The organism is Vibrio nitrifigilis (genome assembly GCF_015686695.1).
Taxonomy (GTDB): Bacteria; Pseudomonadota; Gammaproteobacteria; order Enterobacterales; family Vibrionaceae; genus Vibrio; species Vibrio nitrifigilis.
This window is the reverse complement of sequence record NZ_JADPMR010000004.1, coordinates 1,766,412-1,792,875: the sequence shown is the minus strand read 5'-3', so window position 1 is coordinate 1,792,875 and position 26,464 is coordinate 1,766,412. Positions and strand designations below refer to the sequence as shown.

Sequence of the window (26,464 nt, the reverse complement as noted above, 5' to 3'; positions counted from 1 at the left end):
GCTGTTACAGCTGTTCACCTTGTGATTCAATCACTTTTTGGTACCAGAAGAACGATGCTTTTCTCTTACGATCTAATGTGCCCTGACCTTTATTGTCTTTATCAACGTAAATAAATCCGTAACGTTTTTCCATTTCACCCGTTGATGCACTCACTAAATCAATACAGCCCCAAGGGGTGTAACCCCATAGTTCTACACCATCTTTTAGTGCTTCACCCATCTGTTCGATATGTGATTTAAGATAATCAATACGATAGCTATCATTAATGCTGCCGTCATCTTCCACTTTATCAAACGCACCTAATCCGTTCTCAACCACCATCAAAGGAATCTGGTAGCGACCATAGATTTCGTTCAATGAGTAACGTAAACCTTTAGGGTCAATTTGCCATCCCCAATCGGATGCTTCTAGATAAGGGTTTTTCACACCACCATTAATGTTGCCAGAGGTGTTATCTAATGTAGGATCGGCAGAAACACAATTCGACATGTAATAGCTAAAGGTATAGTAATCAACAGTACCTTGCTTAATCACTTCAAGATCACCCTCTTTAATATCAAGTTTGATATTATTTTCAGCAAAGTAACGTTTCGCGTAGTATGGATATTCACCACGCACATGAATATCGCCACAGAAGTTATTGCGCATGTTCATATGATCTTGAGCAAGCAAAATATCATCTGGGTTACATGTGTATGGGTATGCCGTCATGTAGGCAATCATACAACCAATTTTAAAATCAGGATTAATTTCATGGCCTAATGCTACCGCTTTTGCACTCGCGACGAACTGATGGTGCAAGGCTTGGAAACGCAGCTGTGGATCATCGACTTGATGTAAGAAGTCTTGAGTACCTTCGTTTAAGATACCAAGCGCCAAATAGCCACCAAATGGGACGGTGCCACAGTTAATTTCATTAAACGTTAACCAGTATTTCACTTTATCTTTGTAACGAGTAAATAAGGTTTCTGCATAACGCATAAAGTGTTCAATAACTTCACGTCCCGCCCAACCGTTGTACTCTTGGGTCAAACCAAATGGCATTTCATAGTGAGAAATGGTAACGAGAGGTTCAATGTTGTATTTCTTCAATTCATCAAACACATCATCATAGAACTTCAAACCCGCTTCATTAGGCTCCTGTTCCATTCCTGTTGGGAAAATACGAGTCCAGTTAATTGATAAACGAAATGTCTTAAACCCCATTTCCGCGAACAGTTTGATATCTTCTTTATAACGATGATAAAAATCGATCGCTTCGTGTGAAGGATAATGAACACCGTCTTCAATTGTGCGAGTAATACGACGAGGAACGGTATGAGTACCACCGCTCAACATATCACTGGTGCTAGGACCTTTACCATCCACATTCCAAGCTCCTTCAAATTGGTTTGCTGCTGTCGCGCCACCCCATAGGAAATTTTTAGGGAAAACAGAATTACTCATTACATATCTCCGCTTTTTATTAAGTCAGGTTACTTGTGCTCTAGCAATGAAGCACCAAGTTTATCTATAACGCCCACTAAACTGTAACCGGTTCCATTTCTGATGACACGCCAACGATTTTTAAATTATTTTTCCACGTTTTTGGCTATGTAGGGTAACTCAGTGCAATGTTCCAGACTCAACACTCACCTGTTTTCAGGCTGCTACTATTGAGCGTCTGAGCGTCTTGTGACCGTATGCAATCAATCTAGCATACCCTTCCAGTGAGAGGAAACCGTTTCCATAATTTTTACACAAAATTGATCTTTTGTGATGTGTTTGGAATTTAAATCGGCAGAATATCGATACAATAACCTATCGACCAAAGCGAGAAATTTAAAAAATTTCTCGCCTTTTCATTATGTTAGATAAGATCTAGAGTGCTTTTACGGAACCGCGCAGCACAAGCTCAGAGTCGAAATTAAGTGAATCATAATCAGGCAATTCACTGTGTGAGAGGTGAGCAAAGCATAATTCAACAGCGTAATTGATCAATTGAGTTGACGGTAGAACGACTGAACTGATCGATGGAGAAAAGTAATTCAAAACTGGTGTATCATCAAAACCAAAGAGTGAGACCTCATCAGGCACATCAATGCCACGCTCTTGCAGCGCTTTTTGCGCCCCGATTGCTAAGTAATCATTGGCAAAGCAAATAGCACTGAAATTCACGCCTCGTCCTAACAACTCAATACACGCTTCATACCCCATTAAGGATACATCTTGAGACAATGTGTCGTCTTCAAGGACTTTGTAACTCCCCTCAACAAACAGTTGCTCATTATAATCAATACCATGATGTTCAAGAGCTTGTCGGTAACCTTTCACACGCTCTTGTACCGTACGTTGGTTGAGGGGCCCTGTAATATAAGCAATGTTGCGATGGCCATGTTCTAACAAATATTCAACCGGTTTTGCCGCAAAACGAGCGTGCTCATACCAAACGCAGTGTTTTGGATGTTTGGGTAGATACCCATTCAGTAACACAACCGGCACAGAAAACGAATCAATAGCAGCATCGATTTCAGCCACAGTATCATCAAAATTAACAAAACTCGATGAGTTGTAGTACATAACAGCTTCGCAGCGATGATCAATCAAATTGTAAATTGATTCCATTGCTAAACCCGGCCTATCGTCGACGTGTTTCATGATCACGTCTTTTCCTGCAGCCTGCGCTTTCTTAAATATTTCATCTACCAGCGACGCCAAATAACGTGAGACCAGAGCACCAGAAGGAAGGATTAAACCTATCGTGTTCGATGTCTGTAACGCTAAATTTCTCGCAAGCACATTGGGTCTATAGTTAAGCTCTTGCGCCGCTTTCAGTACAACTTCACGCGTTTTATCTGATGTATACCCACGGCCACTCAAAACACGAGACACCGTTGACTTTGCAACTCCGGCTCGGCGAGAGACGTCTAATATTGTTGCCATAACTTCCTTACACCTCAACAATTTACTGCATGCATATTAACACGTTCTAATAAATTCCCAAGCTAGGTATTTGTAAACTTGCATAAAAAATACGGATATAAACTCCCTGTAACATAACTCAAGCCACTCTTAATATTGTCAAAAGTTGCTCTATCTTTAATAAAAAAGGGAGCTAAATAGCTCCCACTGTTTACTAACTGACAATAAGTTAATTATTGGTCCTGCGCCATTGCATGGTCCAAATCAACATGCTGCAACCCTTCTATCACATCCTCAACAGGAACAACGAAATCCAATGATTGCCCGTCTTGAGTACCCAACGTTAAATTGACTTGTGAACCACTGACCAGTTGACCGTGTAGACCGATCAGCATCACATGATAGGCTCCAGGTTGTAAAACAACGTTACCATGAGCAGGGACAAGGATTTCGGAAACCTGACGCATCTGCATTACGTCATTTTCTTCAATCACCGTATGTAATTCAGCCTCCTCGCTGACATCTGCCGATGCTGAAATAATGGTAACATCTGTATCACCATCGTTTTTTAACATGCCAAATACTGCACTGCTTTCAGCCCCAGGAGCAGTCGCTCTTGCATAAACATTATCGAAAGTCAGAGCTTCATTAGCAAAGCAAGAAAAACTAAAAGCCATCATTGAAAACAAAAACACCTTTATGTTCATTCATCTTTCCTTTTTATTTGGCCATATCTCTTTTCATCGCATTGACGATGGGTTGAGGTGTATTCGTATGGGGGACTTTTTCGATCAATGTGCCGTCAGATTTCAAAAAATAAAAATACGAGCTGTGATCCAAGGTATACCCCATCTTTGAATTTGGTAATTCGGTTTTACGAAAAATGACTCCATAGTGACGAGCCAATTTTGTTGTTTGAGCTAATGATGCCGATAAACCGACAATCATGGGATGAAAATATTGAGCATATTGAGCCGATGTCTCACTATTATCCCTTTCAGGATCCAAAGAAATAAATATAGGCCAATATCTTGTCTTAAGTGAATCATCAACTTGACGCATAGCACCTGAAAGCATTGCAAGTGAGGTAGGACACACATCAGGACAGCGAGTGAAACCAAAATAGACAATACGAATTCGCGGATCATTTGGGTCGAAAATATCCACTGCTTGGTGATTTTTTCCGTATAACATTACCTGCCAATCAGAGCGGTCAACATACTCTGCCCGGCTTGAATATCGTACAATCCAATAGATTGAAAGGCTAAGACCAATTACAACTGCAACAACAATATAGGCAAACCTACGTTTATTCATTTACCCACCCGTATCACTGAGTAGTTCAAAACAGACCTGTTAGCCTCAAAGAGCTACAAACTATATACGCCAAACATTCCTTCCTTATTGAAACTGACCAGTCCTCGTTGATAAAGCTCTGAATCCTGCCTCATGAAGTTATTTGGGTATAGACGTTAATTACATTTTAGATATAAGGCTATAAGCAATAAAAACCAGATATCTATTCCATTTTTAATTATGTGAAGAACGCCAAAAACATCCCTGATTTATAGTTCACTTGATTCAATTTAGACAGATTGTGACATGCAAATATAAATACAATTGAGAGCACAACGGTCTGTTGAAATATTATAAATATCGTCATTTGGTTAGAGGTTTTTATGTATCAGAGTAAGGCTTTCTGGTCGCTATGGCTTGTGCTCGTCTTAAATTTAGTCGGGTTTTCAAATGCTTATGCGAACTCTCACACTCCCCACGCCACATACATTGGCAACTACATGGATCGCGGTAAACCGGCGCTGATCATCCAATTCGACAACACGATTACATCGACGAATGTCGCCGATATTTATCGTGTTCATACCGATGAAGACGAACAAAAAAACAATGGCAAAGAAACCAAACTCAAAGGAGACTGGGTATTTAACAAAGCACAAAATGCCGTCATCTACCGCGATGTAAAAGTAAATCAGGTTTATCGCGTTAAATTGCATGCCAACATAAAATCAGATGATCTTAATGAACGCACCGTCACTATTGCAGAACGTGCACCAGAAGTGCGCTTAATTGGACGCGGTCCTGTCGTTCCTTCAAAAGGCAGTCGCACCGTGCCGCTTAGTGTGGTGAATGCAACACAACTATCGGTAGAGGTTCTAAAAGTTGAGCAATTGCCCTCTATACTAGATAAATTCTATTACAATCAGAATATTAGCACTTGGCATTTACAGCATCTGCGCAAAAACTATCGTACAGTGACGACTCTCAGTTACGATTTACCCAAAGCGAGTGTCAATCAAGATGTATCTACTGCGATTCAACTGCCTAAAGAGCTGGCTGATGGATGGTATATCTTAGCCATTAAAGTAACTGGAGACTTTGGTTACGACAACTACGTGATCGGCCAAGTTCTTCTCACCGATATGGGTATTCAAGCGAAAGTGTTTGCTGATCATTTAGCAATCCAACTCAATTCTTTCTCAAATTCCAAGCTTGATGGTACAAGCCAAATTAAAGTGTATCGCCAACATAAGTCTGTCACTCTTGGTGACATGACTGGGTTACAAAAAACATTTGATTATAAAGTACATAATGGTGATATCTTATATGTACAAAATGGCAAACAAGTCAGTGTATTACCGTTAAAAGAAATCCCATTAGACCTTTCTGATTTTGCCGTCACTGGACGTGACTATCAATCAACAGAAGCGTTTGCCTATTCTAATCGTAACTTATTTAAACCCGGAGAAACTCTGCCACTGAACGTGGTATTACGAGACAAAGACGGTCAGTCGCTCCCGAAACAACGTTTATTTGTTGAATACCATAAACCCAATAGCAAAGTCGCGTTATCCCACTGGATGGAGCCGACCAATAATAATGCTGGCTTTTATCAAGATCATTTTGCCATCCCAAGTGGCGCACCTCTTGGGCAATGGATAGCAGAAATTAAAACAACAGCTGATGCGAAAAAACCACTGACTCGCTTTGCCTTTGATGTGAGCGAATTTGTTCCTGAACGTATGGATCTTCACGTCACTCTTCCTAAAGGACAAATTCATACAGGTGTAGAAACGTTACCTGTATCCGTTGAAGGTAAATACCTTTTTGGTGCTCCAGCTAACGGCAATAAATTGAACATCACACCAGCCTATATTCCTCAGCGTCATTTCCCTGGGAATTATCACGATTTTATCGTAGGTACAACGTTCAAAATCCAAAGCTGGAATGATGTACCCGAAGTGGATCCGATTGAACTGGACGAACAAGGCCATTCAACTTTTGACTTGCCACTCATTAAACAATCGTTGCTTAAATCTCCTGTCCTTGCGTCTTATAGTTTTGCTTTGCAAGAGACAGGTGGTGCCAGCGTCATTCGCAATCAACACTTTACGTTGTGGAATGGAAAATCGATCGCAGCATTACGTCCAGCCAAAAAGGAGTTTGATTCCTACGAAAAAGCCCATTTCGATATTGGCTTGCTCGATGGTCAAGGTCAAAGCATGATCGCAGGTAAAGTACAGTATCTGCTCGAACGTAACCATGGCGGTTATTATTGGATCTACAATCAATCTTCTGGGTGGGATCTACGACATGATTCCCATTGGCAACCCGTGTCTTCAGATATACTCAATATCACGAATGGAAAATATCAAGGCATTGATTTTAATGTTGATTGGGGAGATTACCGCCTAACGTTAACCGCACCGAGTGGCGTCACAACACAATACCGTTTTTGGGCTGGGTGGAGCGAAGAAAAGCAGGGGCAGCGTCCGGTAAAACCGGATCAATTGACCGTATCTCTAGACAAAAAAGCGTATAAAAATGACGAACAAGCTACCGTCACTATCAACTCTGACGTTGCTGGGCAGCTTAGCCTTGCATTAGAAGCAGACAATACGATTTGGACCCATCAAGCTACCATTCAGAAAGGTTCACACCAATATCACGTGCCGTTAACTGGCTTGCAGCGTCATGACTTATACCTCACTGCAACATTAGTCGGCAATGAAAATGGGATGCCACGCCGTTTGTTTGCTATCAAACCACTGCAGCTTGATCGAGAAGATCGGCGTCTACACGTCACTATCAATCACCCTGAGAAATTGCTTCCTCTGACAGGGGCAGATATTGTCGTTCAGCTAGATAAGCCAACCCAAGAACCCACTTGGGTCACTGTATCTATGGTTGATCGAGGGATCATAAACCTCGCTCGATATAAAGTCCCCAATATCCATCGCTGGTTCTTTGGTCAACGTCGCTACTCTGCGGATATACTCGACCTCTATTCACGTATTTACCAGCAGCGACCAGATTCGTTTTTAACGCACCGCTACGGTGGTGATACCGCTTTGGCCGCAAACCGCAACCCAGATCAAAGCGTCGAAAGTAAAACCATCACCTTTATGTCGCAATTGGTTCAGTTTGATTCGCAAGGACAAGCAACCATCCATGTTGAGGTTCCTGATTACAACGGCCAAGCTCAAATTGTGGCAATGGCGTTTAACCATAATCAATATGGACAAGCTCAATCTGATGTCATCATTGCTTCGCCTGTCGTTGCAGAATTGGCTGTGCCACGATTTTTAGCACCGGGGGATAACTCACAAACTCTGTTGGAAGTGTTCAACACATCAGATGACACTCAAACAGTCACCGCAACAGTTTCAGCTTCAGAGAACCTTAACTTAGTTAGCGCTCACCAACTCAACGTGACATTGAAACCGGGAGAACGACGTTCCTTAGCCGTGCCATTTTCTATAGGCGAAATTCATGGCGCAACAGGTACAGCAAAACTCAACCTCGCGGTCAACGCCTCTTCTAAATCTGGCAAAACCGTTACTCAGAATCGAAGTTGGTCGATTCCCGTTCGCGAAGCAAGACCAATCTTGACTAATAGCACGTCACTGACCATTGGCACTGAGTTAAATAACCACTCCGTCACCATTAATGACAGTTTATGGCGTAATATCGACACATCAGATATCACACAAACTCAGGTGTATTTTTCATCTTCACCTCAAATTAGCTACCTTAACTATGTCGATGGTCTGTTCCGTTACCCATATGGATGTGCGGAACAAACCACCAGCAAAGCCGTTCCTTGGCTATTAAAAGACACAAGTTTGAACTCGCTAAAGCAACAGGTCGAAAATGGCATCAGAGATCGTGCCATGATTGAAAAGGCACTACTGCGCCTTAACACCATGCAAAAAGGCAATGGTGGGTTTTCACTCTGGGATAAATACGGAGAAGAATGGCCTTGGGTAACGGTATATGTCACCGAATTTATGTTGAATGTTAACCAGCGTTTCCCTGGTTTGGTCTCGGATGAGATGTTGACTCCAGCTCTCCAACGCATTCAAAGTTATCCAACTAATAAAGACCTCACCACCACCAGCTACTATGCAGCATGGGTATTAGCGCGTGCTAAACGTTCTGATATTTCGAATCTCTACAGCTTGTACCGCCGGTTGGATAAAGAAAGCTTGCCTACCTCGGCATCAGCAGCCTACTTGGGCGGGGCTTTCTTGCTGGCTGGCGATAGACAAAAAGCTGATGAGCTGTTCGCCCAAATACCTAACACATCTCGCCGCTACTTCTGGGATGATTACGACTTTGGTTCTCAGCTGCGCGATGATGCGGATGCACTTAATGTATTACTGGAACTCAACAAAGAATTGAAGCTCAGCAATGAGCTACTCGCATTAAAAAACCGTCTTATTGAAAGTGTTATTCACCAAGCTGAAAAGCGCTCTTACTTAAGTACTCAGGAACAGTCCAGTTTAGTGAAAGCCGGGTTGAACCTAAAACAGGAAGCACAAGCCCCTGTCACTATTTCAACCAGTCATGCTGGTACGACAACAGAGCACTCAGCAAAAGGAACCGGAGCCATACAGGTAAAACCGTTCACAACCATTACCAATCAAGATAACAAACCCATTTATCTACAAATCAATACGTCAGGTAGGGCTAACAAACAGAGTCTTCACTCAACGATGGAAGTCATAGCAACGCGACAATTTCTAACCAAAGACGGCCAACCTTATGATGGAACACCACTAAAAATTGGTGACCAATTAATCGTTGAGCTGAAACTGGTCATGAAAGAGCCTGTTCACCAAGCCATGATTGTCGATTATCTTCCGACTGGTTTTGTATTGGACAATCCTGCGTTTACTAACGCTAACGATCTGCTAAAAAGCGTTGTAAAACAGAATCCAACCAAACCTGATATGGTGGAATACCGTAATGACCGTTTCGTGCTAGCCACGACGTTAGATTGGAATGACTGGAGTGAAGAACGCAATACGTACCGCTTTTACTATGTGATGAGAGCAGAAACTCCTGGGGTTTCTCATGTTCCTGCTATGTATGCTGAAAATATGTATCAACCTGAAACCTATTTGTATCAGCCACAACAAACCCACAGTAGTTTAGTGATCCAAAAGCCATGAGGACTACCGATGAAAAAAATAAGCATCATGTTCATCACTGTAAACCTCCAATGATTAGGGACAGTTATATTTCTCGAGGGCATCTCGCGTGATCCCAACGTGGTTTAAACGCGTTACTCAAATAGCGGTAGGGAGCATACTCTCTGCCGCTATGCTATGGGGCGTCCTCAACGTATTCTTTCCACTCAATCTCACTCAGCACACTGACCATTCCGTCACTGTCTATGCGTCTGATGGCAATGTGCTGCGTCAGTTTGCCAGTTCAAAAGGAATTTATCGTATTCCAATTACCCACGAGCACGTCTCTCATTGGTATATTGATAGCTTATTAGAATATGAAGATAAGTACTTTTTCCATCATATTGGGGTGAACCCATTTGCCCTCGTGCGTGCCGCAGCTCAACGACTCTATTACGGCCATATTATATCTGGCGGTTCTACGCTGACGATGCAAGTAGCGCGACTGTTTTATCCTCATCCGCGGACTTATTTTGGCAAAATCGAACAGATGTTCAGAGCCTTACAGTTAGAAGCTCATTACAGTAAGGAACAGATCCTTAATTTCTATCTTACCTACGCACCGATGGGAGGAAATATTGAAGGTGTAGAAGCGGCCAGCCAACGTTATTTTGCCAAACACGCCAGTGAACTATCACCCACTGAAGCCGCCACCCTGGTCGCATTGCCGCAAAAACCGTCCGTGTATCGCCCCGATCGCTATCCACAACGTGCGATTAGCGCCAGAAATAAAGTGCTTGAACGTGTTGCTCCAAGCCTCAGTATTTCGCCTAAGATGCTCGTTCTGCTCATGCAAACACCGATGACTGCCTATCGTCGCCCGGTTCCACTGCATGCGCCATTACTGGCACGCGAGCTCAAACAACACTGGCCACTCGAACACGATATTCATACATTTATTCGCTTTACTCTACAAAATGATGTTGAAAACATACTCTCCCAATACACCAGACGTTGGTCTGCGCCACTTTCCGCCTCAGTCATCATCATGGATAGCCATACTGGCCATGTTCTAGCCTACAAAGGATCTGCAGACCTTAATGACGCAGCACGCTTTGGGTATGTTGATATGACTAAAGCATGGCGCTCCCCCGGTTCAACACTGAAACCATTTATTTATGGTCTGGCGATTGATAAGGGTCTGGTCACTTCCGGCAGTTTAATGTCGGATGTACCAAGATCTTTTGATGGTTACCGCCCTCAAAACTTTGATCGCCGCTTTAATGGTGCAATGCGCCTTGATACTGCACTGCAAAAATCACAAAATATCCCTGCAGTGCAAACCTTTAATGCCTTGGGGCCAGACACTTTTATGCAGGCCCTCAAACAAGCAAACATCAAACTGTTGGTTGATAAACCCAATCTTGCCATGGCTCTTGGTGGCGAAGGCGCGCGACTTATCGATCTGGTCAGTTTATACAGCGCACTTGCCAATGGAGGCAAGGTGGTATCACCGCGTTTTACCGCAAATGATGTTCAACACAGCCCCCCCTTATTGTCTCCACAAAGCAGTTGGATTATTCACTCAATATTGGAAAAAATTGCACCGCCTGATCGTGTCAAAGCAGCGCACTCAAGGCATATTGCATGGAAAACAGGCACAAGTTATGGCTATCGTGATGCTTGGGCAATTGGAACTAGCTATCAGTATACCGTAGGCGTTTGGGTTGGCCGCCCCGATGGTGCGCCTTATGTCGGGCAAACAGGCGCAAATCAGGCCGGCCCTCTCCTGTTCGACATCTTTGATATGCTTCCTGCTGAAGATAAAGCCTTACCAAAGCCAGAGCACGTCACTCAAGAGACCATTTGTTGGCCAAGTGGACTCGATAGTGCTTTGGTTAAGGATAATGACTGTAAACAGAAACAGCACGTATGGACAATCGATCACCGCACTCCTCCCACACTTCGTCAGGATTCAGGCTGGGATCACTTACATCAATGGCCGCAATCTCTTGTCAATTGGTCTAAAAAGACGGGACGCGACATTATAGACAGGTCACAACCTGCCAAAACTCGCCACATTGCTATTTTATCGCCGACAAATCATAGCCAAATATTCTCTTATCCCGGACAGCAACTGCCCCTAACCGCTAGTGAAGATACGGTAAGTTGGTATATCGATGATCAAGCTATCACATCAAACCAGCTTTCATTGGATGCCATAACGAAAGGTACACATAAGATATCTGCTTGTCATGATACCTGTGCATCGATTGAAGTAACGGTGTATTAAACCTCGAGTAAAAAGAAAGCCCGCTCGGGCTTTCTTTTTGATTGGAACTGAACTCACTGATTTGCAACTTAGGATGGAGTTAACGTTAGCCTAAAATGGAATACCTTCTCGATCTAATGCAACCTTTAAAGTCTATTTTGGAAAAGGCATCGACGACGTAGAGCCCAAACTAACCCCAGCACAAATAGGAGGATCATGCCGGTGCTACCGCCACCACCACCGCCCGAGCTTGACTCTTCTTCTGTATCAGAATCGTCATCAGCATCACTGGATGTGTTAGTAAAATCCATTGGGTTAGAAGTAAATGAGTAAGTTAAACCGGTAGAGGTAATATCGTAGCCGCTACTGCTCATAAGCGTATCGATCGCACTATTTATCTCAGAGGCAAAGTAATTAATACTGCTATAACCGCCATAATAATACTGCCCATTAAGACGACAAGAACCACTATCCGTTGTGACATAAGAAGCGATGCCCACTAAACGGATACCATAATCGGCATCCGAAGCGTGATCTGGGTCTTGCCATACCAGTGGGCCACCACTATCACCGCTACAAATACCGTAGTTAGTGCTCGTAGTGGGACTCTGCACACAGACAATATCGTTACCAGAAACATTGTTAGACGCCAGTGATGAACACGTACTGGTTGGTATTCCCGTCAGCAACACGCGTTGTAACGTGCCTGACACTCCGTCCTCATCTTTACCATAACCACTTGCCATCACATTGGTTTCATTGTCTTGGTTAGCAACATACGTATTAGAAAATTCTTGATACATACTGGTCATATTGCTGCTATCCGCTACCTTGATTTTTTTCGCGTTGGCAAAATCAGCGGTGCTCAAATAAATGACTGCGGTATCATGGGAATCATCAAGTGACCCTGTCCAATTCGAGTTAACTGAAAACTGTGAAGATGAAGCCGTTGCCGTTTGCAAGGTCGGATTAGACGAATCTGAATAGTCTAAATAATAAACCGTGACTGAGGTTGTGCTATAAGTTCCTTCGTCTTCCAAACAGTGCGCGGCTGTCAGTACCACGGTATTGTCAATAATCGAGCCACCACAAAGATAATATTTAGACTGTGAACCGTTATTTTTTGTGATTGTTAACCGAACTTGATAAGGCACAAGAGATAAAGAAGTATCCACACCATTAAGAATTGCTGGAGACAAGTTAGCAGACGCAATCTCTAGTGATGCAGACGCAGAAAAGGATGCCATGATGAAACAGTTCATCGTGGTAAAAAGCGTTAATAACTTTCTTTTATTGATGTGAAATTTCATTTACTACCTACCAAATAACGAATCATAAACGAGATAATATTCACACAAATAAATATAGTATCAATATGACAATTTTATTAGTAAGCGCATATCACTAAAATAATAAAATCATGTGTAAAAACAAAAAATTAAATATACCCATTAATAAGTATTTACAATTTAAATACCGGTAACATTATTTAAAAATAGAAACTAAACACTAGCAAATGAATCCTTACATGATTGTCATCTCTATAGTGACTATTATTCAGAAAAAGTTAAGAAGCCCTTATGACTTCTTAACTTTATATGTATCTCCTAATGACTTCAGGATTCAGAGCCTTATCAAAGAGCCTAGAGCAAGTTTTATTCGCTCTTTAGGTCGATTAGTGATTACAACGACGTCTAATCATTGTGACCATTCCAAGTACAAGTAAAACGATCCAGCCGTTACTGCCACCGCCACCACTTGAGGTAGCTTCGCTGCCTGAATTGCTACTATCGGTAGACGTGTTACTCGACTCAGTAGACGAATCACTATCTTGAGCTAAGGTTTCGTTAGTAAATGCCATCGGGTTAGAATCAAAGGCGTAACTTAAACTGAGCGAATTAATATCGTAGTTCGTTCCACCGTTAAGGTTATATACCGCATTGTTGATCTCAGATTTGAAGAAATTGATGCTGGTATAACCACCATAATAATACTGTCCGTTCAGTCGACACGAGCCACTATCCGTTGTGACATAAGAAGCTACCCCAACAAGACGAATACCATAATCGTCATCCGAAGCATGGTCAGGGTCTTGCCACACCAGAGGACCACCGCTATCACCACTACAGATGCTAAAATTGGTATCTGTGGTTGGGCTTTGAACACAGATAATATTATTACCAGAGACATTATCAGAAGAGAGTGAATCACAGGTGTCCGTTGGAATTCCTGCTAATAATACACGTTGCAACGTTCCAGTAACGCCATCTTCGTCTTTGCCATAACCGCTTGCCATAACATTCGTGCTGTTATCCTGATTCGCAACGTAAGAACTCGAAAATTCTCGAAACATTGCCTCTATCTCATCGCTATCTGCCACCTTAATTTTCTTTGCGTTCGCAAAATCATCACTACTCAAATAGATAACCGCAGTATCATGAGACCCGCTGAGTGAACCAGTCCAATTAGGATTGACTTCAAATTCGCCTACGGTTGCTTGAGCGACCTGCTGAGTAGGGTTTGAAGAATCTGAATAATCGAGATAGTAAATATAAATGCGGGTCGTTGCGTAGCTTCCCTCATCCTCTAAACAATGAGCCGCTGTGAGTACAACCCCATCGTCAATAATAGAGCCACCGCATAGATAATATTTAGAACCAGAATCCGAGCTTTTCTGAATCGTTAATCGAACTTGATAAGGCACTGTCGATAAATCAGTATCAACACCATTAAGAATGGCCGGTGAAATAGCAGAAGATGCGACTTCTATCGAGCCGACTGCTGAATTAGAAATAGTACAGGCACATAATAATATGCCAAATGTTTTCACTGCTTTATTAAAAATATTATATTTCATTTATATACCACTAGTTTAAATCGGTTCAAATAAATGCTGACACAATTTAAATGTGCAATGTATATAGAAGTTTTTAATTAATAAACGAATATCACTAAATAACAGATAATTGACTAATTAAAAATTTCACAAGAAATGAAATAACAATACAATTAAAACCACACAACAAAAATAATATTAGATAAAAATATAACAAAAATAATACCTTACACTGTTTTAAAAAACTGAACGTTTTCCTAATTATTTTTTAAATTATTCTATATTTTATAGAAAATAGATATTTATGCACTTTGTTTTATATTTAATTTGTAATTTGAATTAATATCGCAATTAATTGTAATGGATTAATCATTCACACATAATTATTGAAGCAGAACTAAATTATAAAATTTGCAATTTGATATACCCAATATCCTCAAGATGCAGAATTCAAAAGTGACTGGTTATAGAGCAATAAAAAACCTGAGTGCAATATCACTTGCTACTCAGGCTAACTTGTTATGTTGGTAACACGTTTTTACTATGCGTAACTGGCAATCGTAAAAGCGAGTGCAGCTAATAAGATGAAAAGTATTTTCATATCCACCTCCGACACCTTTGAACACCTAACCTCTGGCTTTATTGCTATCGCCTCGGTTTCCAAAGCATCCATGCCGAACACTCAGTGATTAGGTATGCCTTCTCACTGAGCTGAATATAGGTAAATCTATTCTTCAATTTCGTGATAAAGGTGACATTTTGCGCACTATTTTATGCTCTTTTATTACCGATATCTCAATGGCCTCAAGATGTAATATTTGGGCGTCACCAACGAGAACTAGCTAAAAGATAAATCACTCCTTCGCAGACAACAAAAAATGCGCCAATTCGGCAAAGCCGTAGCCGCCATTTTGTCTCGTCATATATTGGGGTGGACACGCTAGTTTAGGCAGATATGGCGTAATATTATTGACGCCTACGCTATTGTTAATCCAAGAAAACATCGGTTCATCATTGCAAGAATCGCCAACATAAGCGACTTCCTCTTGATTAACTTCTCCATTTAACGCCTGACTAAGATAGGATTGACTCGAAGAGCGCTTGCAGTGGTTCCCAGTCCAAACGTTTATATGAATCGAGCTTTCTGTGGCTTGCACAGGGTCTCCAAATACCGTTAGATGACGCAACTGAAGGAGTAACTCTTCAATCAATTCAGCACTAAGCGGTGTTCGATCTTGGGCAATATTAACCGCCACATCGCAAAAACGAAAAGACTGATCATTAGCCAGAGTTAAACCTGGATAGGATGCTAGAACTTGCTTAACTTGCTCTAAAAGATACCGTTGTCGCTTGCGCATCTCAGAAAAAGGCACACTGTAATGATGATGAAATTGCTGCTCACGCTTAGTGATCCAAAAGGCGCCGTTCTCACCGATAACACCATGAACGGGCCATAAACGAGCAATTTGATCACACCACCCCGCACAAGCTCCGGTCACGGGGACCACATTAATTCCGGCTAAACTCAACTGCTGCATTGCATCGAGCGTTTCTGCTGGTAGTTTTCCTTGCCATGTTAATGTGTCATCAACATCAGTAAACAACCAAGTCACTCTCTTTGCCGCTTTTGGCGACCAGTCTGTCAATAATTTAGGCATTGATTCTCTCTAATACTGGTTCATCTCGTACAATAAACTCCACTCGCTTTTTTGTTTCACTATCAAACAGATGAATGCAATCTAAATCGATGGTGATACCAAGACGTTGCCCCAATTCCACATCACAATTGCCAGCGACGCGAACAACTAGCGGCTGAGAATTCAGCTCTTCCATTTTGCAATAGAGCAACAAATCAGCACCGAGGGCTTCCATCATTTCTACTTCAACATAAAAATCAGGATTATCTTGTGTGACTTTTAGATGCTCTGGTCGCAGGCCAATTTTCACATAACAAGTTGGCTTGGTCGGAAAAATAGGTAGTAACCAAGGTCCAATTCTTACGCCGTAATCGAGTAATGTAGCTTCCAAAATATTCATTGCAGGAGAACCAATAAAGGTAGCGACAAAAATGGACGCAGGATGACGATAAATATCAATCGGAGATCCAATCTGCTCAACATGCCCCTGATTTAACACCACTAATTTGTCGGCTAACGTCATCGCTTCTACTTGATCGTGAGTGACATAAATAGAGGTCGTATTAAGTCGGCGTTGCAAGCGTTTGATTTCGAGCCTCATCTGCACACGCAACTTGGCATCTAGGTTAGAGAGTGGCTCATCAAACAAAAACACCTTAGGTTGGCGAACAATCGCCCTGCCCATCGCAACTCGTTGGCGCTGTCCGCCGGACAGTTGCTTAGGTTTACGATCCAATAACGATTTGAGTTCAAGCATCTCGGCAGCTTCGTTAACCAAACGATCAATCTCTGCCTTCGGTGTTTTACGATTACGAAGCCCATAAGCCATATTGTTGTAGACCGTCATATGCGGATACAACGCATAGTTTTGAAATACCATCGCGATATCCCGTTGGCTTGGCTCTTCGTTATTCACCTGACGTCCATCAATTGTGAGCACACCATCACTGATTTCTTCAAGGCCAGCGACCATGCGCAGTAAGGTTGATTTGCCACAACCACTCGGCCCGACTAACACCACCATTTCGCCATCTTCGATATCAAGGTCTAACTGTGAAATCGCTTGGTATCCGTTGGGGTAACGTTTTGCAATATTTGTAAGAGTGACAGTAGACATTTATTTCTCCGAATCCACTAAACCTTTAACAAACGCTTTTTGCATTGCAATCACCACCAGCACTGGCGGTAGCATGGCAATAATCGTTGTCGCCATTATTTTGTTCCATTCCACTACCCCATCGTTCACATCCAGCATCTGCTTAATGCCCAATACGATGGTGTAATAATGCGTGTCCGTTGTGATAAGAAGTGGCCACAAGTATTGGTTCCAGCCGTAAATGAAGGTGATCACAAACAGTGCCGCGATATTCGTGCGAGAGAGTGGTAGCAAAATATCGAAAAAGAACTTGATTGGACCCGCACCATCAATACGTGCAGCCTCAATCAATTCATTAGGTATGGTCATAAAAAATTGCCGGAATAAGAAGGTCGCGGTCGCGCTGGCGATAAGAGGAATCGTCAACCCAGCAAAAGAATTCAGCATGTGCAGATCGCTGACCACTTCGAACGTGGGCATAATGCGTACTTCAACTGGCAACATCAGCGTGAAGAAAATCACCCAAAAGGCCAACATTCGGCAAGGGAAACGGAAGAACACCACCGCATAAGCCGACATGATAGAAATTACCAACTTACCAATAGTGATACAGATAGCCATGATAAAAGAGTTCAACAACATGCGGCTCACTGGCACCGCACTGCTACTCATATGAGTTGAACTCGTAAATAAATCTCTAAATACACTCAACCCCAGATCACCAAACCATAACGGAGCGCCAGTACCAAAATCACCATTGGCATGCGTGGTTGCCATTAATGCAACCCAAACAGGCAACGCCACCAACACGATGCCAAGCACTAACACAAGGTGACAACACACATTAAACCAAGGACGTTGTTCTACCATCAGTACGCCACCTTTTTCTCAACATATTTAAATTGCACCACGGTTAATAAAGCCACCAAAATCATCAACACCACTGATTGCGCAGCGGAAGAACCGAGGTCTAATCCGATAAAACCATCACGATAAACTTTGTAAACCAACGTAGACGTGCTATCACTCGGCCCGCCTTTTGTCATGCCATGGATGATGGCGAAAGTATCGAAAAAGGCATACACGAAATTCACCACCAATAAGAAAAAACTGGTTGGAGAAATCAGTGGGAAACTAATGGTGAAAAAGCGCTTTACTGGTCCACTGCCGTCAATCGCTGCCGCTTCGAGCAAAGACTTTGGCACAGACTGCAGCGCAGCGAGAAAGAACAGAAAGTTGTAGCTGATCTGTTTCCATGTTGCAGTAATCACGACCATCCACATCGCATCACTGCCGTTTAATTTTGGATTCCAATCCATACCGAGTGATTGCAGCAAACCGCTCACCAAACCAATGGTCGGATCGAACATGAATAGCCATAATGCGCCAGCAACCGCTGGAGCAACGGCATAAGGCCAAATCAATAAAGTACGATAAGCCGTAGCACCTCGCACCACATGTTCAGCAAACATCGCGAGGATCAAAGCACATACCAGCGCCAATACCGCCACACTAAGGCTGAAGATTAATGTCGTGGTGATCGACTCTAAGTAATGGGGATCATGAAATAAATTGGTAAAGTTTTCCCACCCAACAAACTCACTGCCCATGCCAAACGCATCTTGTAGCTGAGTCGATTGAAAGATCGCTTGCCCTGCTGGCCAAATAAAAAACACCATTGTGATTGCAAGTTGCGGAGCAATCAGCAATAGCGGCAGCCAGCGATTTTTAAAATAAACAGATGCAGACATCATAATTCCATTTAAAAACAAACAGGTAGGCAAGTACCCAATGGCGACTTACCTACCGGATAAATTCACCATTAATGTTGAGTGCGTTCAAAACGACGTAGCTGTTGATTACCGCGTTTAACCGCATTATCCAATGCCTGTTGAGCACTCTGCTTACCCGACCACACACCTTCTAATTCTTCATTGATGATCGAACGAATTTGTGAGTAGTTACCAAAACGAATGCCTTTCGAATTCGCCGTTGGTGTGCCAGCGCTCATTTGTAAAACAGCAACATCGGTACCAGGATTGTTCTGATAGAATCCCTGATCTTTGGTGAGCTGATAAGCTGCTTTCGTGATAGGTAAATAGCCGGTGAACTGGTGCCAATCAGCCTGAACTTTGGCACTTGAAAGATAAGTAAAGAACTTAGCGACGCCTTTATACACATCATCATTTTGACCACGTAGCACCCAAAGAGAGGCACCACCGATAATGGTATTTTTCGGCGAGCGAATGATGCTCGCATCGTAAGGCAGCTGAGCAACACCAACGTGAATTCCTTTCATGTTTTCACGAATACCAGCAAGAGATGCTGAAGATGCCATGGTAATGGCGCACTCTTGTTTATAAAACAGCGGCAAACCATCCGATTGACGACCACCGTATTTAAACAGCCCTTCTTTGCTCCACTGACCTAAACGCTCAATATGCTTCACAAACGGTTTCGCATTGAACTCAAATTGGGTGTCCAGCCCGCCAAAGCCATTGTTTTTAGTCGCTAATGGTAAGTTATTACGTGCGCCAAAGTTCTCAATTTGAATCCACGATTGCCACGTAGTGGTTAATGCGCATTTAGATCCAGATGCTTGAAGTTTTTTCGCCACCTCATCCATTTCTTGCCATGTTTTAGGCGGTGTTTTAATCCCCGCTTTAGAAAACATATCCTCGTTGTAATACATCACAGGCGTAGAACTATTAAATGGCATCGATAACATCTTGCCATCGTTCGTTGTGTAGTAACCCGTCACAGCGCTTAAGTAAGCGTTAGGGTTGAATTTTTCATGGGCATCTTGCATTAATTGGTACACAGGATAAATGGCCTTTTTCGCGCCCATCATGGTTGCCGTGCCTACTTCATACACCTGAACAATCGCTGGCTGTTTATGAGCACGAAAAGCCGTTATTGCACTGGTCATGGTCTCTGAGTAGGAGCCTTTATACACTGGCTTTACTTCATATTGTGATTGGCTTGCATTAAAGTCTGCCGCAATTTGGTCAACCTTATTACCCAAGGCCCCACCCATGGCATGCCACCATTCAATTTCCGTTTTAGCTTGTACTTGAGCACTCAACAATGCAGCAACAACTGCTAAGCCTGTCAGATGTTTTATGGACATTATCCGTTTCCCTATGGTTATCTTTGTTGTGGTAAAAACCAGCGCATGAAAAAGATGAATGCCATTTACACTAAGAGGCGGGGATGACGTTTCAATGACAGAAATGTATCAATTTGAACATCTTACATTTTCACTTTAATGACATATAAGAGTCACAAATACCTGCAATGCTGCTTAAAAAATCGAAATGAACATAATGGAGCAGTAAATGAAAATAACCGCACATCGCGGCTTATCAAGCCAAGCGCCAGAAAACACCATGAGCGCCTTTCTCAAAGCGATTGAATTTGGAGTTCCGTGGATTGAATTAGATACTCAGCTCTCTTCAGACGGTATCCCTGTGGTGATTCATGACCAAACCGTTAACCGTTGTACTAATGGCAGTGGTATTGTGACGCAAATGTCGTTAGCTGAGCTGCAATCTCTCGATGCTGGGCTGTGGTTTAGCGACACATTTCGCGGTGAAAAAATCCCAACCTTGGAGAGCGTATTATCTCTTACCAAGAGCCACTCTATTGCCATTAATATCGAGCTAAAAACCAGTCCTGGTGATGATGTACCAACACTATGTGAAAAAGTCGCCCAACTGATCATCGATAAACAATTCAATCCAGAGCAGCTGTTATTTTCTAGCTTTGATACTCGCGCTTTAATCGAGATAAAACGACATCTACCAACGATCCGTCGCGGCCATTTGTGGCAAGAAATCCCCGAAGATGCAGAAGCGACATTACATGAAATCGATGCCTTCAGTGTGCATTGTGATTATCGCTTTTTAACTAAACCACAAGCACGTCGGCTAAAAGCGCAAGGTTATGAGATTTACTGTTACACACCAAACTTTCCCACCCTTGTTAAAAGTTACTGGAATTGGGGCGTTGATATGATGATTACCGACACCCCACAGAGTTTTCTCGAAGCGAAACAAGATTAGGGGGCGGTGATGTTAGATAACAACTCGGCACCGTCATTAAGTCACCGTCAAAAACAGATTGTGCAATTAATTCAGCAAAGTGATTACTGCTCAATCGAACATCTAGCGCAACAATTCGATGTCACCCCACAGACAATTAGGAGAGATATTAACAGTTTATGCGATTTTGGCTTAGCTCGCCGCCATCACGGCGGTGTGGGGGCACCTGCCACATTGAGTAATCAAAGCTATCGATTACGACAAGAGACTCATCGAGAAGAAAAGCTAGCGATTGCACAGCAAGTCACACCATTGATTCCCAACGGCTCTACCATTTTCTTGGGAATAGGTAGCACAATCGCCCTAATTGCTGAGACACTTTACAATCACACTGAACTAAGAGTGGTCACTAACAATTTCGAAGCCGCCCACATTTTATCTCAATATAGCCATATTGAGACTTGGGTTCCCGGTGGAATGATTCGCCCAAAAGATCAAGATATTGTCGGCGAGTCTATCAGCCAGTTTTTCGGCCAATTTTATGCAGATATTGGTATTATTGGCTGCGCCTCGATTACCACTATTACTAACCCAACCAACAACCAAACCGAACAGTTCGCAATGGAGCATGAACCACGAGAAGCGATTGTAAGCCAAGCTATTCTCAATAATGCTCATCAAAAATGGTTGGTTGCGAGCAATGAAAAGTGGCAACGCCATACCAATGCAAAAGTGACAGCGTTAAGTACATTTCATCGTATTTTTAAATCTGGCGAATCATAACCTTGGGATTACTTGGGGATTTGAATATTACCATTCACGATATATAAAATTATAATTTCTCACTCACTTACTACGGAAATTATTTATTCAAATAGAGGCTTTATTGATAAGATAGCACCCCTAAATAATGATCATTCACTGATGTGATGTTGAGGCCCCAAATGACAGCAAATATCGCGCTAGATAACCTACCTAAAGATCCAACTGAACGTATGAATCTGTTTTTCAAAACCGTCGCAAGCGATCTAAAGATCTGGTTACTGATCGACGAACATGGCAGTGTATTGCTGAGCGCCGACGATGAAGACTGCGTTCCCGTGTGGCCAAGTGAAGAGCATGCCAAACAATGGGCAACCGATGAGTGGGAAGGATTCACTCCTGAAGCCATTTCAACAGCAAAATGGAAAAGCCGTTGGACTCCCGGCCTAGAAGACGACGAATTGTCTATTATTGTCTTCCCTGATCAACAAGGCGAAGGCATTGTGCTCTATCCAGAAGATTTTGAATTTGAACTAAAAAAACGCGAAACCAAACGTCGTTAATACCGTTGCCAACAATCTTAAAGTCCCCATAATTCATTAACGGTCCACAGCTTAACAACTTGCTAAGCTGTGGTTTTTATTAAAATCCTTTCACTATCCACAGAAACGACTCCCTCAATATGATGTAATTGCTGGCAAATCTATTGGGCCATTACAGGTAATTTTATGCGCTTTCATATTTTCGTCTCAAATGCCCAATCCGGTTCGATCAGTTGCTACCGATTAGAAAGTGAACAAGCTGATAACTGCAATGAACTCTTTTCCCGCGTGAGTGACATAGAGGTGGCACCGCTAGTGATGCCTATAGCGATAGATGAACACGCTCAACTTCTTTATGTTGTTAGCCGCTCTAAGCCTTACCAATTACAGACTTATAAAATCAACAATTCAAGTCTTGAGCTAGTCAACACTTTTCCTCTACCTGCCAGCATGGCAAATATCGAACTGACACCAGATAGAAACACGATTTGGATGGTGTCATTTAATGATAACCTCTTGGCGAGATTGGATGTAAGCAATCCATCAAATCATGAAACCATAACGTATTCGTGCGGTAAACATCCACATGCGATAAAAATCAGCCCAGATCTGCGCTGGTTTGTTCATACCGAATTAGGCTCAGATACCGTTAAAGTCATGCCTTATTCTACGCACAATGGTCCCGAATTCTCTCAACAAATCGAAGTGCCACTTTCCCAAGGTTCAGGGCCTCGTCATCTCATTTTTTCTCCATCAGGGAAGACCTTGTATGTTTTAACGGAAATGTCTGGTGAAGTCTTTGTTTACAGCGTAACTGATGGAAAATCAGAGAATGATCCGCCCCTTTCCTTTGTGACACAGAAGGCCATTCTTCCCTTTGAACACTTTGGTTTATTGCTTGGATTAATGCCAGAAAATCGCATCGCTGATAACGCCGCTCACCAACGAATATGGGCGGCAGATATCCAGATTACGCATAACGGACAGTTTCTATACACCACAGAGCGCAATTCAAGCCAAGTATCACTCTTTCATGTTAATGAACATCAGATACGTTTTGTTACTCGTTTTACGGTAGAAACCTGCCCAAGAAGTATCGCGATTACACCGGATGATAAGTGGTTAATTGTCACTGGCGAACATGCCAACGTTACTGGTTTATATGCCATTAATCCTTCTGATGGCAACTTAACCCACCAAGCCACCGCCCCGTGCGGACAAGGTGCAAGTTGGGTGTCGGTTATTAAAGCTTAAGAACAGTATTTCTAGTTTATTTTTAAAAAAACGTTTTAGAACAGTGTCTTAAATGCTTATATCAGATTAACAGTTCCAAAACTCTATTTTTTAATGGGGACACTCACCTTTACAACGGCGAGTAATCGTTCCGTTTGATATATCTCTCCATCTCGCTAAGAGAAAATGCGTTAAATGCGCATTCTGGCTATGGTTTTAATCTATGAACTGAATGAACAAGATCTTCGACACCTTGCCTAACTTGGGCTAACCCCTCTTGTACTTCACTAATGCTATCTTGTCCTTGAATAGCGATACCACTCACCTGAGATAAATTACTATCCATCTCATCTATCATATCGTTATTACTGTGAACAACAGTAGCGATCTCAGTCGTAGCTTCAGCTGTCCGTTTGGCAAGTTGCCTGACTTCATCAGCCACTACTGCAAAACCACGGCCCCTGTCTCCTGCTCGTGCAGCTTCTATTGCCGCATTCAATGCTAATAAATTAGTCTGCTCTGCAATCCCCTGAATTGTCGTAACTATATCATCAATACTCTTAGACTGAGTAATGAGCTTTGAACCAACTACACTCGCCTTTTTGACTTCCGATACTATATTTTCAGATGTTTTCACCGCTTCAGTTAAAATATCCACTGCCAATTTAGTTATAGCCGATGTTTCTTCAGATGTGCTTGATGCCATATCAATAGAGTCAAGGACGTTGTTAATCCTTTCTGTTATATTAGAAGCGAATTTTATCACTTTAACAACTTTACCTTTATCATCATAAATAGGGTTATAAGAAGCCTCTAACCAAATTAATTCATTATTTACATTTCTACGTTTAAACCGCCCTGTTTTAAATTCTCCCTGTTCTAATTCTTTCCAAAAATTAGGGTATTTTCTGTAAAACTCTTCTGAACAAAAAATTTTATGATGCTGATTTTTAATATCTTCAAGACGATAACCTACAGTTGTCAAAAAGTTATCATTAGCCGAAATAATAGTCCCGTCAGGATTAAACTCTATCACTGCAAGGGAACGATCAAGTGCATGTAGTATTGCTTTTTGAGATTTTCTTTGGAGAGTTTCTTCTGTAACATCCCTTGCGATTTTAATTACTCTGATGACGCTACCATTTTCATCCTGAACTGGAAAATAATCAGCAGAGATAAAAAGAGGTGAACCATCTTTTCTTACTCTTTCAAATACCCCGCTCATACTTTTACCGGCTCTTAGTTCTTCCCAGTGTTTTTGGTATTCTGTACTCGAACTAAGCGATTTTGAACAAAATATTGAATGATGTTTACCCTCAATCTCACGAAATTCATAACCTACAGCATGACAGAACAACTCATTAGCAAAAGTGATGTTACCTTGAGGACTGAAAACAATAAAAGCGGTATACTTAATGATAGCATTCATATTTAATTTTAAATCATATACATACTGATTTTCTAATTCTGAAGTGGGTACATCCTTTTTTTTACTAAACCACATATATTCCCTCACTAGCCGCAAATAAACTACGATATTGATGTATCAAGCTTCTGGTCCGGCAAATTCTGATTATGTTTTTGGAGTTAACCTAAAGTGAGTTAAGTCTAAGCGTTAGAAAAGTCAACTATCTAAGCCCGATACTTCAACAAAAATTGTGCGGTTTGTGTATACAATAATGCCATTACAGCAAGATATGAAAATTATCATGATGGCATGAGAAAGTGATCAATAAAAATTGACCACAGTTTTAGAGTTTTCCCTATATAATCCTTCTGACTTATGGGTATTAAACCACCTGTAGCATTATTAAAATTGGGTCAAATAAATCCTGCTACACTTCCTTCATACTAAATAACTAACAGGGTTAAAATGGAGCATTTTCGTGTCAGCGAAGATCTAACTAGCACGTTGATGGGCATTACTCTTCCATCCACAGATTCTGAGCTAGATTGTCACAACAACTCTAAACTGACACGGATTAACTAAATTGAAAATAAAGGTATCTTTAATTAAATAAACCTGTATAGTGATACTTGCTCTGACAAAGAGTTGTTTCAAGATAAAATATAAAGAAAGTTTTCCAGCGTTATCCCTAGCAAGTTTCTCTCTGTAATCTCCCTTAATTATCTATCCTAAAAATAATACCTATGTTCAGTGCACCTTAATTTTTATAAGTGGCATAATATGTCTAATCAAATCATTGCTAATGAGAATAGCATTAATAAAAATAAATCCATTCAAAATAAAGAAATTTCAACCGATGAAAAAGTAGAAATGGATGGCCTTCTTCAAAGAATTGCCAATGGTGAAGCTGGTGTTGTTTTGGAGGAATTACTTTGAGAAATAACGGCTCCTAAATTCTGTCTGCAGGACACTATTGATGGGATTATTGAGAAAAGGCGAGATTTCACAGGGCTTGTGTATTGTCATACCTATTATGAAATCAGTAACCCCCACCATTCGTTTTTTGCCCAATTGGGTTTTGGCTTTAATTGAGTCCTTTAGATGAGCCCCCCAAGCCCGGCGGTGTTCGTAAGATTTACCGGTGACAGCATCCTGGCCGCAGAGGAAAGAGCGGCATACACAGCGATAGATACGAAATACACCGGGAGAAAACTTATAAGTGAAATCAAAGGAACTGGAAAACGAGACGAAGATAGGGTGTATATCCTCGTTAACTAACAAATCACTCGCTATGCTAATTGC

General features: G+C 41.9%; 19 protein-coding genes. 7 read left to right on the top strand and 12 right to left on the bottom strand.

Translation table 11 applies throughout. The annotated features are described in order from the left end of the window. Positions 1–4: 4 nt before the first annotated feature. The 4 genes from I1A42_RS24225 to I1A42_RS24210 all read right to left on the bottom strand — a co-directional run bounded on the left by I1A42_RS24225 (position 5) and on the right by I1A42_RS24210 (position 4,219). Entirely contained in the window at positions 5–1,447 is a 1,443-nt protein-coding gene (locus I1A42_RS24225; RefSeq protein WP_161158221.1) for a glycoside hydrolase family 1 protein, read from the bottom strand. 414 nt (positions 1,448–1,861) lie between these two features. After that, positions 1,862–2,923, bottom strand: coding sequence for a LacI family DNA-binding transcriptional regulator (locus tag I1A42_RS24220; protein WP_161158220.1), 1,062 nt, complete (start codon positions 2,921–2,923; stop codon positions 1,862–1,864). Between the two features lie 212 nt (positions 2,924–3,135). Continuing rightward, entirely contained in the window at positions 3,136–3,609 is a 474-nt protein-coding gene (locus I1A42_RS24215; RefSeq protein ID WP_161158219.1) for a copper chaperone PCu(A)C, read from the bottom strand. Positions 3,610–3,622: 13 nt separating this feature from the next. Continuing rightward, positions 3,623–4,219, bottom strand: a complete 597-nt coding sequence (locus I1A42_RS24210) for an SCO family protein (protein WP_196125567.1) — start codon at positions 4,217–4,219, stop codon at positions 3,623–3,625. A 362-nt stretch (positions 4,220–4,581) separates the two neighbouring features. Between I1A42_RS24210 and I1A42_RS24205 the strand changes: the two genes are divergently transcribed. Together I1A42_RS24205 and pbpC are read left to right on the top strand one after the other, a co-directional pair. Beyond that, positions 4,582–9,375, top strand: coding sequence for an alpha-2-macroglobulin family protein (locus tag I1A42_RS24205; protein ID WP_196125565.1), 4,794 nt, complete (start codon positions 4,582–4,584; stop codon positions 9,373–9,375). An 88-nt stretch (positions 9,376–9,463) separates the two neighbouring features. Then, positions 9,464–11,626, top strand: a complete 2,163-nt coding sequence (gene pbpC / locus I1A42_RS24200) for a penicillin-binding protein 1C (protein WP_196125562.1) — start codon at positions 9,464–9,466, stop codon at positions 11,624–11,626. A 125-nt stretch (positions 11,627–11,751) separates the two neighbouring features. On the opposite strand, the gene I1A42_RS24195 is transcribed toward pbpC, so the two are convergent. The 7 genes from I1A42_RS24195 to ugpB form a co-directional block, all read right to left on the bottom strand. Further along, positions 11,752–12,915: a S1 family peptidase gene (locus tag I1A42_RS24195; RefSeq protein ID WP_196125560.1), complete on the bottom strand. Its 1,164-nt coding sequence runs from the start codon at positions 12,913–12,915 to the stop codon at positions 11,752–11,754. Between the two features lie 365 nt (positions 12,916–13,280). Further along, positions 13,281–14,462, bottom strand: coding sequence for a S1 family peptidase (locus I1A42_RS24190; RefSeq protein ID WP_196125556.1), 1,182 nt, complete (start codon positions 14,460–14,462; stop codon positions 13,281–13,283). Positions 14,463–15,295: 833 nt separating this feature from the next. After that, complete coding sequence (locus tag I1A42_RS24185; RefSeq protein ID WP_196125555.1) at positions 15,296–16,099, bottom strand: HAD-IIB family hydrolase; 804 nt, start codon at positions 16,097–16,099, stop codon at positions 15,296–15,298. Next, positions 16,092–17,195, bottom strand: coding sequence for a sn-glycerol-3-phosphate import ATP-binding protein UgpC (locus tag I1A42_RS24180; RefSeq protein ID WP_196125552.1), 1,104 nt, complete (start codon positions 17,193–17,195; stop codon positions 16,092–16,094). Before I1A42_RS24180 ends, I1A42_RS24185 begins: the two co-directional genes overlap by 8 nt. Next, positions 17,196–18,044, bottom strand: a complete 849-nt coding sequence (ugpE, locus tag I1A42_RS24175) for a sn-glycerol-3-phosphate ABC transporter permease UgpE (protein WP_196125550.1) — start codon at positions 18,042–18,044, stop codon at positions 17,196–17,198. After that, positions 18,044–18,925, bottom strand: a complete 882-nt coding sequence (ugpA, locus tag I1A42_RS24170) for a sn-glycerol-3-phosphate ABC transporter permease UgpA (protein WP_161157531.1) — start codon at positions 18,923–18,925, stop codon at positions 18,044–18,046. Before ugpA ends, ugpE begins: the two co-directional genes overlap by 1 nt. A gap of 71 nt (positions 18,926–18,996) precedes the next feature. Then, complete coding sequence (ugpB, locus tag I1A42_RS24165) at positions 18,997–20,304, bottom strand: sn-glycerol-3-phosphate ABC transporter substrate-binding protein UgpB (RefSeq protein ID WP_196125547.1); 1,308 nt, start codon at positions 20,302–20,304, stop codon at positions 18,997–18,999. 208 nt (positions 20,305–20,512) lie between these two features. Here ugpB and I1A42_RS24160 point away from each other — a divergent pair, with 208 nt between their 5' ends. From I1A42_RS24160 to I1A42_RS24145, 4 genes are all read left to right on the top strand, one after another. Then, positions 20,513–21,238, top strand: a complete 726-nt coding sequence (locus I1A42_RS24160) for a glycerophosphoryl diester phosphodiesterase (protein WP_196125544.1) — start codon at positions 20,513–20,515, stop codon at positions 21,236–21,238. Positions 21,239–21,247: 9 nt separating this feature from the next. Further along, the gene (locus I1A42_RS24155) at positions 21,248–22,000 is read left to right on the top strand and encodes a DeoR/GlpR family DNA-binding transcription regulator (protein ID WP_196125542.1); all 753 of its coding nucleotides are present in this window, start codon (positions 21,248–21,250) and stop codon (positions 21,998–22,000) included. Positions 22,001–22,212: 212 nt separating this feature from the next. Further along, positions 22,213–22,542: a DUF2750 domain-containing protein gene (locus I1A42_RS24150; RefSeq protein ID WP_230389906.1), complete on the top strand. Its 330-nt coding sequence runs from the start codon at positions 22,213–22,215 to the stop codon at positions 22,540–22,542. 165 nt (positions 22,543–22,707) lie between these two features. Continuing rightward, entirely contained in the window at positions 22,708–23,775 is a 1,068-nt protein-coding gene (locus I1A42_RS24145; RefSeq protein ID WP_196125537.1) for a lactonase family protein, read from the top strand. A gap of 187 nt (positions 23,776–23,962) precedes the next feature. Here I1A42_RS24145 and I1A42_RS24140 read toward each other — a convergent pair whose 3' ends face one another. Next, complete coding sequence (locus I1A42_RS24140) at positions 23,963–25,258, bottom strand: methyl-accepting chemotaxis protein (RefSeq protein WP_196125535.1); 1,296 nt, start codon at positions 25,256–25,258, stop codon at positions 23,963–23,965. A gap of 684 nt (positions 25,259–25,942) precedes the next feature. Between I1A42_RS24140 and I1A42_RS24135 the strand changes: the two genes are divergently transcribed. Further along, positions 25,943–26,098: a hypothetical protein gene (locus tag I1A42_RS24135; RefSeq protein WP_196125533.1), complete on the top strand. Its 156-nt coding sequence runs from the start codon at positions 25,943–25,945 to the stop codon at positions 26,096–26,098. Positions 26,099–26,464 lie beyond the last annotated feature (366 nt).

Coding starts and splice junctions, on each gene's coding strand:
- I1A42_RS24225 (WP_161158221.1), bottom strand. CDS start 1,447: ATGAGTAATTCTGTTTTCCCTAAAAATTTCCTATGGGGTGGCGCGACA.
- I1A42_RS24220 (WP_161158220.1), bottom strand. CDS start 2,923: ATGGCAACAATATTAGACGTCTCTCGCCGAGCCGGAGTTGCAAAGTCA.
- I1A42_RS24215 (WP_161158219.1), bottom strand. CDS start 3,609: ATGAACATAAAGGTGTTTTTGTTTTCAATGATGGCTTTTAGTTTTTCT.
- I1A42_RS24210 (WP_196125567.1), bottom strand. CDS start 4,219: ATGAATAAACGTAGGTTTGCCTATATTGTTGTTGCAGTTGTAATTGGT.
- I1A42_RS24205 (WP_196125565.1), top strand. CDS start 4,582: ATGTATCAGAGTAAGGCTTTCTGGTCGCTATGGCTTGTGCTCGTCTTA.
- I1A42_RS24195 (WP_196125560.1), bottom strand. CDS start 12,915: ATGAAATTTCACATCAATAAAAGAAAGTTATTAACGCTTTTTACCACG.
- I1A42_RS24190 (WP_196125556.1), bottom strand. CDS start 14,462: ATGAAATATAATATTTTTAATAAAGCAGTGAAAACATTTGGCATATTA.
- I1A42_RS24185 (WP_196125555.1), bottom strand. CDS start 16,099: ATGCCTAAATTATTGACAGACTGGTCGCCAAAAGCGGCAAAGAGAGTG.
- I1A42_RS24180 (WP_196125552.1), bottom strand. CDS start 17,195: ATGTCTACTGTCACTCTTACAAATATTGCAAAACGTTACCCCAACGGA.
- ugpE (WP_196125550.1), bottom strand. CDS start 18,044: ATGGTAGAACAACGTCCTTGGTTTAATGTGTGTTGTCACCTTGTGTTA.
- ugpA (WP_161157531.1), bottom strand. CDS start 18,925: ATGTCTGCATCTGTTTATTTTAAAAATCGCTGGCTGCCGCTATTGCTG.
- ugpB (WP_196125547.1), bottom strand. CDS start 20,304: ATGTCCATAAAACATCTGACAGGCTTAGCAGTTGTTGCTGCATTGTTG.
- I1A42_RS24160 (WP_196125544.1), top strand. CDS start 20,513: ATGAAAATAACCGCACATCGCGGCTTATCAAGCCAAGCGCCAGAAAAC.
- I1A42_RS24155 (WP_196125542.1), top strand. CDS start 21,248: ATGTTAGATAACAACTCGGCACCGTCATTAAGTCACCGTCAAAAACAG.
- I1A42_RS24150 (WP_230389906.1), top strand. CDS start 22,213: ATGAATCTGTTTTTCAAAACCGTCGCAAGCGATCTAAAGATCTGGTTA.
- I1A42_RS24145 (WP_196125537.1), top strand. CDS start 22,708: ATGCGCTTTCATATTTTCGTCTCAAATGCCCAATCCGGTTCGATCAGT.
- I1A42_RS24140 (WP_196125535.1), bottom strand. CDS start 25,258: ATGTGGTTTAGTAAAAAAAAGGATGTACCCACTTCAGAATTAGAAAAT.
- I1A42_RS24135 (WP_196125533.1), top strand. CDS start 25,943: ATGTCTAATCAAATCATTGCTAATGAGAATAGCATTAATAAAAATAAA.